Source organism: Oribacterium sp. Sow4_G1_1, from assembly GCF_052116105.1.
Classification (GTDB): Bacteria; Bacillota; Clostridia; order Lachnospirales; family Lachnospiraceae; genus Oribacterium.
The window spans coordinates 1-11,333 of record NZ_JBQKLS010000028.1 but is presented as its reverse complement, the minus strand read 5'-3'; the positions used below and the strand labels follow the sequence as shown (position 1 = coordinate 11,333).

14 protein-coding genes are annotated in these 11,333 nt (G+C 46.2%); 9 read left to right on the top strand and 5 right to left on the bottom strand.

The features are described from left to right. Positions 1-1,088: 1,088 nt before the first annotated feature. From ACTQ52_RS11900 to ACTQ52_RS11890, 3 genes are all read right to left on the bottom strand, one after another. Complete coding sequence (locus ACTQ52_RS11900; protein WP_441982729.1) at positions 1,089-1,535, bottom strand: type II secretion system protein; 447 nt, start codon at positions 1,533-1,535, stop codon at positions 1,089-1,091. 256 nt (positions 1,536-1,791) lie between these two features. Continuing rightward, on the bottom strand, positions 1,792-2,004 hold the full coding sequence (locus ACTQ52_RS11895; protein WP_441982728.1) for a hypothetical protein: 213 nt from the start codon (positions 2,002-2,004) through the stop codon (positions 1,792-1,794). Positions 2,005-2,222: 218 nt separating this feature from the next. Then, positions 2,223-2,504: a type II toxin-antitoxin system RelB/DinJ family antitoxin gene (locus ACTQ52_RS11890; protein WP_441982727.1), complete on the bottom strand. Its 282-nt coding sequence runs from the start codon at positions 2,502-2,504 to the stop codon at positions 2,223-2,225. Positions 2,505-2,829: 325 nt separating this feature from the next. On the opposite strand from ACTQ52_RS11890, the gene ACTQ52_RS11885 reads away from it, so the two are divergent. From ACTQ52_RS11885 to ACTQ52_RS11850, 8 genes are all read left to right on the top strand, one after another. Continuing rightward, positions 2,830-3,252, top strand: coding sequence for a hypothetical protein (locus tag ACTQ52_RS11885; protein WP_441982726.1), 423 nt, complete (start codon positions 2,830-2,832; stop codon positions 3,250-3,252). Positions 3,253-3,499: 247 nt separating this feature from the next. Continuing rightward, positions 3,500-3,799 carry a HigA family addiction module antitoxin gene (locus ACTQ52_RS11880; protein WP_441227274.1) on the top strand — a complete coding sequence of 100 codons (300 nt, stop codon included), beginning with the start codon at positions 3,500-3,502 and terminating at the stop codon, positions 3,797-3,799. Positions 3,800-3,821: 22 nt separating this feature from the next. Continuing rightward, on the top strand, positions 3,822-4,211 hold the full coding sequence (locus ACTQ52_RS11875) for a hypothetical protein (RefSeq protein WP_441227273.1): 390 nt from the start codon (positions 3,822-3,824) through the stop codon (positions 4,209-4,211). Positions 4,212-4,218: 7 nt separating this feature from the next. Continuing rightward, complete coding sequence (locus tag ACTQ52_RS11870; protein WP_441982725.1) at positions 4,219-5,073, top strand: TIGR02452 family protein; 855 nt, start codon at positions 4,219-4,221, stop codon at positions 5,071-5,073. Positions 5,074-5,462: 389 nt separating this feature from the next. Beyond that, positions 5,463-5,759 carry a hypothetical protein gene (locus ACTQ52_RS11865; RefSeq protein ID WP_410044147.1) on the top strand — a complete coding sequence of 99 codons (297 nt, stop codon included), beginning with the start codon at positions 5,463-5,465 and terminating at the stop codon, positions 5,757-5,759. Further along, positions 5,743-6,081 (top strand): type II toxin-antitoxin system RelE/ParE family toxin, encoded by a 339-nt coding sequence (locus ACTQ52_RS11860; protein ID WP_441982724.1) that lies wholly within the window; start codon positions 5,743-5,745, stop codon positions 6,079-6,081. The genes ACTQ52_RS11865 and ACTQ52_RS11860 overlap by 17 nt, the downstream gene beginning before the upstream one ends. Next, entirely contained in the window at positions 6,078-6,785 is a 708-nt protein-coding gene (locus ACTQ52_RS11855) for a recombinase family protein (RefSeq protein ID WP_441982723.1), read from the top strand. The genes ACTQ52_RS11860 and ACTQ52_RS11855 overlap by 4 nt, the downstream gene beginning before the upstream one ends. Positions 6,786-6,889: 104 nt before the next feature. Further along, positions 6,890-7,645 (top strand): SIMPL domain-containing protein, encoded by a 756-nt coding sequence (locus tag ACTQ52_RS11850; RefSeq protein WP_441982722.1) that lies wholly within the window; start codon positions 6,890-6,892, stop codon positions 7,643-7,645. 27 nt (positions 7,646-7,672) lie between these two features. Here the strand turns inward: ACTQ52_RS11850 and ACTQ52_RS11845 are convergent, their stop codons facing one another. Next, complete coding sequence (locus tag ACTQ52_RS11845; protein ID WP_441227270.1) at positions 7,673-8,983, bottom strand: ATP-binding protein; 1,311 nt, start codon at positions 8,981-8,983, stop codon at positions 7,673-7,675. A gap of 499 nt (positions 8,984-9,482) precedes the next feature. On the opposite strand from ACTQ52_RS11845, the gene gloA2 reads away from it, so the two are divergent. Beyond that, positions 9,483-9,866, top strand: a complete 384-nt coding sequence (gloA2, locus tag ACTQ52_RS11840; RefSeq protein ID WP_410044153.1) for an SMU1112c/YaeR family gloxylase I-like metalloprotein — start codon at positions 9,483-9,485, stop codon at positions 9,864-9,866. 67 nt (positions 9,867-9,933) lie between these two features. Here gloA2 and ACTQ52_RS11835 read toward each other — a convergent pair whose 3' ends face one another. After that, positions 9,934-10,620 (bottom strand): GAF domain-containing protein, encoded by a 687-nt coding sequence (locus tag ACTQ52_RS11835; RefSeq protein WP_441982721.1) that lies wholly within the window; start codon positions 10,618-10,620, stop codon positions 9,934-9,936. Positions 10,621-11,333 lie beyond the last annotated feature (713 nt).

Below are 11,333 nucleotides of genomic sequence, written 5' to 3'. Positions count from 1 at the left end.
CTTGCCACAGCTTATCAGTCTATGCACGTCAACTGTTGAAACCGCCGTGTACCGAACGGTACGCACGGTGGTGTGAGAGGACGGCGGCTAGTCACCGCCTCCTACTCGCTTTAAGCAATCGTAAGTAGCTCGGCGGAGTGACTGATAGATATCACTGGCTGAGCCGCTTATGTATTTTCTATGGGCCGGTACCTGGAAAGGCACTGGGGTTAGGCCCCTGGGGAACGCAAAGTCTGCATTGCGCTTACCTTCTTTATCTGTTATCGTATCAGAAGGTGCTACCATGAACGGTAGGCGGTTAGTCCCTCGTCAGAGGGTTGTGACCCTCTGTAACAATTTTTGTAAAGGAGGGATGCCTATGTTGACCATAGAAGGTCTCATTGCAGTGTTAAGCTTCGGCTTGGCCTGTTTTGAACTCGGATATACGATCGGCAATAAATCACAAAAAAAATAATCGCCCCCGGTCCTCGAAAACTGGAGCGATTATTTTAATCAAATCAGTTAGGGACTAACCGTCTATCGGTAGCACCTTTTTCATTTACATCTTAGCACGCTTATATGGATGTGTCAAAAACATTTCAGCAGGGATGTTGGGGCATTGGGGCCAGACATCGAGAAGAAACCAGGTTTTCGATGCTCAAGATGGGGAGATTGAGTAATGAAGCATCAGATGCTCAGAAGGGAGAGATGCGAAATATGTGTGAGATTCTGGATAAGATTGAGAACAGAGGAATAGAGAAAGGAATAGAGAAAGGCAAAGCTGAAGGTAATGCAGAAGGAAAGAGCCAGATGGCGGATCTAATGAAACGTCTGCTTGCGGAGAATCGCATCGAGGATGCGAAGCGTGCGGCGGAGGATCCGGCATATTGCGACGAGCTGATGAAGCAGTATGGGATTGGCTGAGAGAGACTGATTCGTGATAAGACGGATTCCCTTATATGATCAAATATGACATAGAATAAAACGAAGCGACGAGAATGGATTCGCAGTGAATCAGTCTCGTCGCTTATGCTTTATCTACAAGAAGTTTTTGCTGTTTGGATGCGTGATGATGTGAAGACGGAGGCATTGGCGGTGGGTGAGCAGGGTTAGCCGAACTGGCCGGAGTCGTTGTCTTGGATGTTTCCGTTCTGGTCGAGGTACGGAGCGGTCTGGATAGGTTTACGGTCATTTAAGGAAACGTATATGTAGATGCACTCGCACTGTTTGTGCTGTGCGGCCTGGGCACAAACGGTTTTGGTCATGTTATTGACTTGATGGGGTGCTTGACCGGTAATCGGTACCAGCCTGCCATCCGTATATTGGAAGTAAGCCCATTGGATGCCGGTAGATGGGCTTAGGACATATCCAGTTTTGTCATCATAAAATGCAGCCAGTGCCATGGATTTTGCGGCACGGATATTCGCCTTATTTACAGCATCGACGGCTTTACGGCGCTGTGCTGTGAAAACCGGTACAGAGACCGCGACGAGTACACCGATAATGGCAACTACAATCAGAAGCTCTGCGAGCGAGAAGCCTTTCTTTCGGTTCATATTTCTATTCTTTTCATAGGCCATGAGTGAAGCGAGACTTCGTAATATGCGAAGTGCATGCTCATGTGAATATGAGATATGGTAGCACAAAATTCAGGAAGTGGACAAAGATATAAGGTAAAAATGGTATTCCATAGGTTGGAGGTGCAGGATTCGATAAGCCTTGGGACCAGGCCCCGGGAAGATGACGAAATAAAGCGACGAGCTTGATCCTTGGTGAACCAGTCTCGCCGCTTTTTCTATATCTACAATCTGGTTATTCGTTCGAAGATTCCAGAATCAGATCCAGCATTTGTCTTGGGGTGACAATAAAAGGCTTTGTCGGAAAATGTTTGATATTGCCAGTGATCAGATGTGCGTCTTCGCTTTCACGAGCCTTCATGGTGACTTCGTAGAATACGCGATCCTTCGGATCGGGGAGTTCAACGTCAAGATGTTCTTCTGAAACATCGATGGCGCGTGCTTTCATTTCATCAAGAATATCTGTTACGATCAGTTCTGTCAGATGAAACTTGGGGCGGAGAAGGACGGTTTTGTATTCGTTTAGAATTTCCTAATTCACGAGAGGAATGATGACATCGTTAAAAGCGAGGTCAATGATATTTCCCGGAACGGAATTCCACTTAAGAACAGCAAAACCTAATACATTGGTGTCGATTACCGCATAGTATTTCACGATAGGACACCTCACTTCCTGGCGTCAGCGATTTCAGCATTAATTTCGTCTACTGACATGTCAGATATGCCATTCTCTTCCGCAATGCGGCTGGCACGTTTCATTGCTTCGATACCTCTGTTCGATGATGACTGATTAATGGTCATGCTGAAAGGAATACCCTTTGCGGACACTAGTCTCGACACACACATTCTGAGGTAGGATGGCATGTCCAGTCCGAGCTGCTGGAGAATACTGACAGCTTCCATTCTTTCTGTTTCGTCAGCACGAAATTGAATAAGTGTATTTGCCATATTAAACACCTCCTTCTGAAGTTGAATATAGCACAAATGAATGCAGATGAAAACAAATGATTTTAAATTAGCAATATACTGGATCAGTTTCTGCTGATAGAGGTAGTGTGATGATGTGAAGACGGAGGCATTGTCCGCGTGATGTGAAATGGAGCGATGCCCAATAGGGGCTGTGAAACCAAAATAATTTTTGAAGGCGAAAACCTCGGGACCCCTTGAAAACACTGGAGGTAAACCGCTCAATATAGTCTGTTTGACGACGATATGCAATTCTGAACTCCCATGCTAGAATCGGGGTATATTGAATGTATTTGAGATTGCGTTTATGGACAAGGAGGAGGTAGACTTATTTCAGAGTGATTTCCGGGCTGTGGCGGACTATTTCGTGCAGAAGCAGGAGAATGGAGACTATGAGCCGAGCCTGCAGGATTTGGCGCACGTGCAGGAAACGCTACAGCTGCTTAGTGTCATGACAAGCGACCATCGGTTTGAAGATGTTTATAATGAAGCATCAGATGCTCAGAAGGGAGAACTGCGAAATATGTGTGAGATTCTGGATAAGATTGAGAACAGAGGAATAGAGAAAGGAATAGAGAAAGGCAAAGCTGAAGGTAATGCAGAAGGAAAGAGCCAGATGGCGGATCTAATGAAACGTCTGCTTGCGGAGAATCGCATCGAGGATGCGAAGCGTGCGGCGGAGGATCCGGCATATTGCGACGAGCTGATGAAGCAGTATGGGATTGGCTGAATGAGGGTGTTTCGTGATAGGACGGATGTCCCTCGCATGATCAAACGTGACATAGAATAAGAAGAAGCGATGAGTTTGATTCGTGATGAATCGGGCTCGTCGCTTTTTTAGTAGTTACAAAATATGCTTACGGATCTAGCACTTGACGTGTACATGCGTAACGGGTATAACGAAGACATGGTAATTGGTTTCGCTGATAAGGAGACAGAAAAGGCCTATTATTAAAGTTAGATGGAGGGGATGAACTATGACGAATAATCGTATCGAAACTCCGTCAATCGGAGAAATTCTCCAGGAGGAGTTCATGATTCCGATGGGGTTAAGTGCATATAAGCTGGCGCAGGATATCAAGGTGCCGGTGTCCAGAATACAGGACATTCTGCATGGTAGAAGAAAGATTACGGCAGATACATCGCTTAGATTGGCGAAACTGTTTGGTGTGTCGGACGCATATTTTCTGGATATGCAGAATGAAATCGATATGCGTAATTTGAAGATACTGTTGGCGGATGAACTCGCGGAAATTCACACCTTACAGTACGCATAGGTCGTCAGTGAGGTAAAGGGATATGTTTGATCACTTTTTTAAGACGTGCGTGGCGGCGGTTTCGGATGCGGAGGAACTGAATCGGATGAAGGATGCGCTGAGCGCGGCCGGCATCCGCTATGAATGTCGGATGAAGGACCTGAATCGGAGGAATGCTGACGACCAGGCGAGGACAGGTGGCCTGGGTATCAAGCCGAAGTTCGTCACGGAAATACTCGTGGATAAGAAGGGCGCGGCGGGCAGCTGGTCGAGCGGAACGGCAGGTATGGAAAGTTTATGGGATGCAGTAATTACCCGAAGTGCAGATACGTGCAGAAGATCTAAGGCAGAATATCAGGGCAGACCCCGGGAAGAAACGAGAAACAAAGAAAGCCCGACGGCAAAACACATGAAAGTAAGAGGAAGGAAATAAGCAATGTATGAGTAGTTTTGAAAATGTGGAGATTTTCGAAGACACTAAAAGATTGTGTGAAACAAACGAAAGGATTAAGGATGCCCTTGTACGGTCTGTGAAAAACCAGAAGCTGATTCTGGAAGGAATGGAGCTGGTTTCCGCTGATAAGTCACGTTTCACAGAAGAATCGAAGATCGTCGTATCCACAAAGCGGACATTTGAGGCAGCATCCGGTTATCATGAATCAAAAGTGGCGGTACATAACTTTGCGTCTGCGACCAATCCGGGTGGCGGAGTGACAAGGGGATCCAGCGCACAGGAAGAGTGCCTTTGCAGATGCTCCGGGCTGTATTTCTGCCTGAGCGTGCCGGAAATGATGAATGGATTCTATTACCCTCATCGGAACGCAAAAAATCCGATCAACAATGCGGATATCATCTATACGCCGGATGTGACCGTATTCAAGACGGATACGAGCTGCCCGAAACTAATGAATGAGAAAGACTGGTATGATGTTGATGTTATCACCTGCGCAGCGCCGAACCTGCGGGAGAGACCGAGCAATCGGTTCAATAAGGATAACGGCAATTGGGCGGCAAAAGTCAGTGACCGGGAACTCCTGGAAATCCATAAAAAGAGGTTAACCAGGATTCTGGATATTGCCGTGCTGAACAGAGCTGAAGTGGTAATTCTGGGGGCTTTTGGATGCGGAGCATTTCAGAACAAGCCGGAGGTGGTAGCGCGTGCTGCAAAAGAAGTGATTACGGACTATCGGCACGCATTTAAAACCATTGAATTTGCCGTATATTGTTCCCCTCGAGATGACACAAATTTTAAGGTATTTAAGCGTGTAATGGGTCAGATTCAAGACCGTGGATGAGAACGACGAAGAATACATTATGGTTTGCGAACTGTGAGGTGTTTTCATGGAAATCCAGTATAAAAAGTTGACAGAAAAGGAACTTGATACTCTCATCCAGATGAGAATAAATCAGCTCAAGGAGGAAGGTGCTACCGGATCTGGTTCCTGCACTGAGAGATTATTATGACAGACATATGTCTGATGGGACTTTTGTGTCCTGGCTGGCCAAAGATGGTGAAAAAATTGTTGGTACCAGCGGAATGTCATTCGTGTATTGGGGGCCATTGGGGCCAGGCCCCGGGAAGATAGAATGGGCGAAGATAACGCGTCAAATTTGATGCTGAATTTGACGTTGAATTTGTTACGCTTGAAAGTATAATGAAGATAGAGAGGAAGGAGGATTCATTATGCCGAACATCAAACCGATTTCTGATTTGAGAAATTATGCGTCTGTTCTTGAGACTGTTAAGGTCGGAAAGCCTTTATATCTGACCAAAAATGGACGTGGCTGCTATACGGTCATGAATATCGATGAGCAGGAGGAGCAGAGAGAAAAAGCAGAAAAATATGATCAGATGCGGGCTCAGCTTTGTCTGATGTGTGAGCTGGCGGAGGGAAGAAGATCAGGAGAGGAAGAAGGATGGATTTCTTCGAATGACGTAAGAAACCACTTTAAGGCCCGTGCACATGCAGAGAACAATTGAGTATTCCCCGAGAGCGCTAAAGGATCTTGATGGCATATGGGATTATATCGAGAAGGAACTCTGTAATCCAAGTGCAGCACAGAATACGGTAGAGGGCATCATGGATAAGGTCGATATTCTAATGTCTTTTCCAGAAGCCGGCGTAAAGCTGGAATTTGAAAACGGACTTAACAGCGGATACCGGTATGTTTCGTTCAAGAATTACCTTGCCTTTTACCGCTTGAGATCAGATGATATAGTATATATCGATCGAGTGATTTACAGTGGAAGAGATTATATGAGAATTCTTTTTCCAAACAAGGGTGAGGAGGTAACGGGATGAACAGAATCAAAATAGATGAAGAAAGTAACGAGGGGGATTCCTTCTATGTTGTAGATGAGGTCTATCTGGGAGGGCAGGACAGTGAGATTAAAAAGCTGATAAATGAAGCCAGAAAAGAAGCATACGTTTCGGGATTCAATCGAGGCCAGAGTCAGGCGTATAGCGGATTCTGGAATGAAAGCTGCCAGAAATTATTCAAGGAAGATGAAGAGAACCGGAAGCGCGACGAACATGAACATTGCTGGACGGCGCGCTGGTCCTCGACGACGGTGCGGCGAATGCTTCAGAATGAAAAATATCAGGGAGATCTGCTGCTTCAGAAATACTACACGGTGAGCTTTCTGACCGGGGAATGTGCGCGAAACGAAGGGGCGCTGGATCAGTACTTCGTGATGGATGCGCATGAGGGCATCGTTTCGCGGGAGGAGTGGGAAGCAGTGCAGCAGGAACGGGCGCGGCGGCTGGCGTACCGCGAGGAATTTCAGCTGAAGAAGCTGGAGAATACGAATCCTTTTTTTAACAGAATCCGTTGCGCGGCTTGTGGTGGGATGGTCGTGCGCGGGTATGGGAAAGCCGAGCGGAAGCCGTTCTGGCGCTGCGCTGCGGCCTGCCGGAAGCATAGAGGAACGAGCACGCGGACGACGTTTCCAGAGCAGGAAGTCCGCCGGGTGATGGTGGGGACGGAACATCCAACCGATTTCTGAAATGAAAAAGTACATTCAGAACTTCAGATTTCTGTGACGACATATAAGAATAACCGGTCTTTTTAGATATAGAAACAAATATCAAAAAAGAAGGAGATTCGACTATGAAAAACAGAAAGTATATTTATGCCGCCGCTCTTATGGCATGTGTTCTTGCATCCGCATCACTGACTGCCTGCTCGTCTGCAACCGTTCCGTCCACGATCACTGTGCAGTCTACGGAAAATTCCGGTATCACTGTATCAGGTGAAGAAAAGGTTAAGGCTACACCGGATATCGCGGAGATCAGGTATAGCGTGTATACACAGGAGAAGGATGCGAAAAGCTGTCAGACAACGAATGCACAGGATGTAGATGCTGTAGTATCTCTTTTAAAGGGAAAAGGTATCGATGAAAAAGACATCAAGACCAGCAATGTCGGACTGAGTCCGATCTATGACTGGAATAATGGAAGAAAGATCACGGGTTACGAAATGACGACCGAGATCGTGGTATCCTCTGTGCCGATCGATGAAGCAGGGACGATCATCAGCGATTCCGTAAATGCTGGCATCAATTCCATCAACTCTGTGCAGTATCAGTGCAGTAACTTCGACGAGCTTTATGCGGAAGCGCTTAAAAATGCGATCACGGCTGCACGAAAGAAGGCAGACCTTATGGCTGAAGCTGGCGGGAAAAAGGTCGTTGCCATGACGAAGGTACAGGAGTTAAGCAGCAGTGATCAGGCAGTGGCATATGCATCAAATAATATGAAACAAATGGCTGTGATGGAGATGGACAGTGCGGATACAGGAACTTCGCTGATGCCGGGACAGGTAGAGGTAGAAGCCGAGGTATCGGTGACATTTTCGATTGAGTAAGTAAGATGGTAGGGGCCGGCTCTTGGGTTATATTCTGCTCACGGCGTAGACCGGGAAGACGTGTATAGTTTCATATTCGCTGAAATTTTCCAGTGAGATTCGGATTCCATACGGTGATTTATGCGTATCTAAAAAACTGTGCAGGCTTTGCATGCTTCCTTTTCCGGATGATTTAACTTCGACTGGAATGATCTGACCGCTTCGAACGATGGCGTAATCAATTTCTGCATTAGCACCGCCTCTATACCAGTAAAACAGCCCCGGCTCTGAATAGGGACTTGCAGTTTTGATGAATTCAAGGCCGGTTTCCATCTCGACGACGTCGCCTTTATTCATGTCGTCATAAATTTCGGCACCAAGAATACCTCCGGCATCAAGGCCACATTCGGTCAGATAAACGCCTGAGTCAAACAGCAGCAGCTTTTTATTGGTCTCCTTTTCAGATACGCCGAGCGGTATGGCGTCGCAGGCAGAGGCCTTCACAGGAAATACCAGACCTGCTTTTTTTAGCAGGTCTATGCATAAATCAAAATAATAAGCACTCACGCCTGTGATGGCAGAGGATGATTTCGTCTGACTGCATACATGATGAGTAGCATAATCAAATACTTTTCGTATGATTTCCGGAGAGACATTCCTGCTGTATTTATTAAAATCGTCCTTGAAATTCAGGATGATATCTCTGTGAATCTGCTGGCAGGCCTGAATACTGCCGGTTTCTGCATACTCTCTTACGGCTTCAGGCATGCCACCAACGGTCAGAAATATTTTGTACTCTTCCAGAAGTTCCTGATGAGCATCATTTGGTGTTTCGGAAAAGTCGGTATGTTTCAGGTAATCGGCTAAGATTTCCTTGCCAGTGCCATGAAGAAATTCTGTGAAAGAAAATGGATACATGAATATGCTTCTGACTCTACCTACCGGAAAGTCAACGGGTGTATCGTTTTTTTTGCCATCCAGAACAAATTCCAGCAGAGAACCGGCAGCAATTACATACAATTCAGGCCTGTCTTCGTAAAAATAGCGAAGGGCGGTAATGGCTCGAGGGCATTCCTGGATTTCGTCGATAAACAGCAAGGTATCAGAGCTTATTCTCTTTGAAAAATGTAATTCGAGGCGATTGATGATTTTGTTCATATTCAGCTCGCCTTCAAATATTTTTCCTATATCCGGTTCTTTCTCCAGATTCAATTCAATGTAATCCCCAAACTGCTGAGATAGATTTCGTACAGCAGAAGTTTTTCCACACTGACGGACTCCGCGAAGAATCAGGGGTTTGTGTCGATCGGACATTTTCCAGTCAAGAAGAATATGATCTATTTCTCTATTAATGTACAATTTCTATGCCTCCTTACACAATGACTGCGGCTGCTTTCATCAATCTAAGAATATCATCATATTTAGAATTTGCCAATCGTATATTTCAAGTTATTTAGAAAATGCCAACCGAAAAAAAGAAAAATATTTGGAAAATGCCAACCGGAAATGCAAATTAATTTTAAAAATGCCAATCGAAGCATTTGAGGACCAGGCCAAGGGAAGAAAAAACAATGCGAAGAGATTGATTCTCAGTGAACCAGTCTCGTCGCTTTTTCAGTAGTTACAAAATACGCAAAATACGCTTACGGATCTGGTTCTTGACGTGTACAGGTGTAACGGGTATAACGGAGCCATGGTAATTAGTTTCGCTGATAAGGATACAGAAAAGGTCTATTATTAAAGTTAGATGGAGGGGATGAACTGGCGGAAATTCATACCTTGCAGTACGCATAAGTCGAGCAGCTGATATTGGGATCAGGCCCCCCCGGGAAGAAATGAACATGGGAGATATTTGGAAATGAACTTATCAAAAATACATCACGTCGCAATTATCGTATCAGATTACGAAGCAGCCAAAGAGTTCTATGTGAACAGACTTGGTTTTTCCGTGGTCAGAGAAAACTATCGACCGGAGCGGAAGGACTGGAAGCTGGATCTGCGCATCGATGAACATACGGAGCTGGAGATTTTTGCAGAAGCAGATCCGCCGAAGCGTGTGAATCGACCAGAAGCCTGTGGGCTCCGGCATCTGGCGTTCTGTGTGGACAGTGTGGAACAGACGGTGAAAGAGCTGGAGGAAGTCGGGATTGTATGCGAACCGATCCGAGTGGACGATTATACCGGAAAAAAGATGACATTCTTTCATGACCCGGATGGACTGCCGCTGGAATTGCATGAGTGAAGGGGATCAGGGCGTCCCCTGCCTCGTGGCCCTGTGTGTCGTTCACCTGCTTCAGGCCGGTGATGTCTCAGTATACCACAGCCAGGCTCTGTGATGGATCCAGGCGCTTGACATAGGCAGTCAGCGCAAAGCGATTCCCGAGCCGGGTGAGCGCGTCCTGAAAGCTCAGCTCCAGCAGTTTCGCACGCAGGGTTCTCCGACGTAGGCAGGAGATCAGGAAAGAGGCCTCGATCTGAAGCATATCGTGGGAGTACTTTAAAAACATCGGAGGCGGGTTATCTACGCCGTAGAAGGCGATGACCTTTCCGGCGTCATACAGCGGGACCACCACGAGGGAATGGATGACCTGGCGCTTCAGGTTTTCGTACTGCAGCGGGTCACTTTCCTTCGTTTCTTCCAGATCCCCGATCACGATCGCCTTACCGTCCTCGAAGTGACGATACCAGTTGGCACAGACCTCCGGCGGTACGTTCTGCAGATTGTCCTTCTCCGGGGTGACGCCCGGTGCGCACCACTCATAGGTGTTGTCGTCGCCGCCACTTTCGTTTCGCTCGAAGATGTAGGTCCGCTCACCGTTGAGGAACTTTCCCAGATGCTCCAGGATGATATGGATACTCTCGTCCGGCGTTTCCGCAGCGATGGCTGCCTTCATACTCCGGTTGGCCAGCATCTCCATCTCCTGGTACATTTTGACCACCGCATCCTGCCGTCTTTCTTCCGTGAAATCGCTGGTGACATCGATCGCGATTTCCACGCGATATTTTCTACCGGTCTCCGTATCCTCTTCATTTAAATTCTGAAAAAAGGGTGCATATGTTCTTCAAAGTAGCCATGGCTGTTTCCTTCATATCCAGATGAAAACGTCACCGGGACAGAAAGCAAGCCCGATGATGATGTTTACCTCGTCTATTTTAATTTTGTCATTTTCCTTTGGCGAACACAAGTCATACGAAATTTTTTGCTGTATATAGCCATGATCTGGGCAGGTTTCACAAGAAGAATAAAAATGTTTTTTATATAAAAATATGTTGACAAAGCATTTTTTATTTCGTAGAATAAAGATAACAAAAGAAGAGATGCGATGGCGATGCTTCATCAAATTGATTCTTAACTCAGTGTGATGCAGATGGTAGAAAGTCATAGGCGATGCTTCAATGATTCGAGATCTGCATTTAAATAAAATAAGGGAGGGTACTCCGATGGGATACAGAAGCCCGAATGATCAGTAAAACCCCAGTACTAGTGAAGATGACCTGGTACTGGGGTTTTACTTTGTCTGTTTTTCTTTCTATGGCGTGCCCGAAATTTCACAGAAATTTCACGCGGCCTTCCTTGACACGAATATCGAAAAGTATATTGTTGTTGACTGCCTAGATTGACTTCGGGCTGATCTGCTTGCGTGTCACGAGATTGATCTGTATACTGTCATGAGATTAAAAAGAAAGAAGGTCCGGGGTACCCTCTTTG

Excerpts from the sequence above, each read along its gene's own strand:
- ACTQ52_RS11870 (WP_441982725.1), top strand. The coding sequence starts at position 4,219 with ATGAGTAGTTTTGAAAATGTGGAGATTTTCGAAGACACTAAAAGATTG.
- ACTQ52_RS11895 (WP_441982728.1), bottom strand. The coding sequence starts at position 2,004 with ATGAAAGCACGCGCCATCGATGTTTCAGAAGAACATCTTGACGTTGAA.
- ACTQ52_RS11900 (WP_441982729.1), bottom strand. The coding sequence starts at position 1,535 with ATGAACCGAAAGAAAGGCTTCTCGCTCGCAGAGCTTCTGATTGTAGTT.
- ACTQ52_RS11875 (WP_441227273.1), top strand. The coding sequence starts at position 3,822 with ATGTTTGATCACTTTTTTAAGACGTGCGTGGCGGCGGTTTCGGATGCG.
- ACTQ52_RS11885 (WP_441982726.1), top strand. The coding sequence starts at position 2,830 with ATGGACAAGGAGGAGGTAGACTTATTTCAGAGTGATTTCCGGGCTGTG.
- ACTQ52_RS11880 (WP_441227274.1), top strand. The coding sequence starts at position 3,500 with ATGACGAATAATCGTATCGAAACTCCGTCAATCGGAGAAATTCTCCAG.
- ACTQ52_RS11890 (WP_441982727.1), bottom strand. The coding sequence starts at position 2,504 with ATGGCAAATACACTTATTCAATTTCGTGCTGACGAAACAGAAAGAATG.
- ACTQ52_RS11855 (WP_441982723.1), top strand. The coding sequence starts at position 6,078 with ATGAACAGAATCAAAATAGATGAAGAAAGTAACGAGGGGGATTCCTTC.
- ACTQ52_RS11850 (WP_441982722.1), top strand. The coding sequence starts at position 6,890 with ATGAAAAACAGAAAGTATATTTATGCCGCCGCTCTTATGGCATGTGTT.
- gloA2 (WP_410044153.1), top strand. The coding sequence starts at position 9,483 with ATGAACTTATCAAAAATACATCACGTCGCAATTATCGTATCAGATTAC.
- ACTQ52_RS11860 (WP_441982724.1), top strand. The coding sequence starts at position 5,743 with ATGCAGAGAACAATTGAGTATTCCCCGAGAGCGCTAAAGGATCTTGAT.
- ACTQ52_RS11865 (WP_410044147.1), top strand. The coding sequence starts at position 5,463 with ATGCCGAACATCAAACCGATTTCTGATTTGAGAAATTATGCGTCTGTT.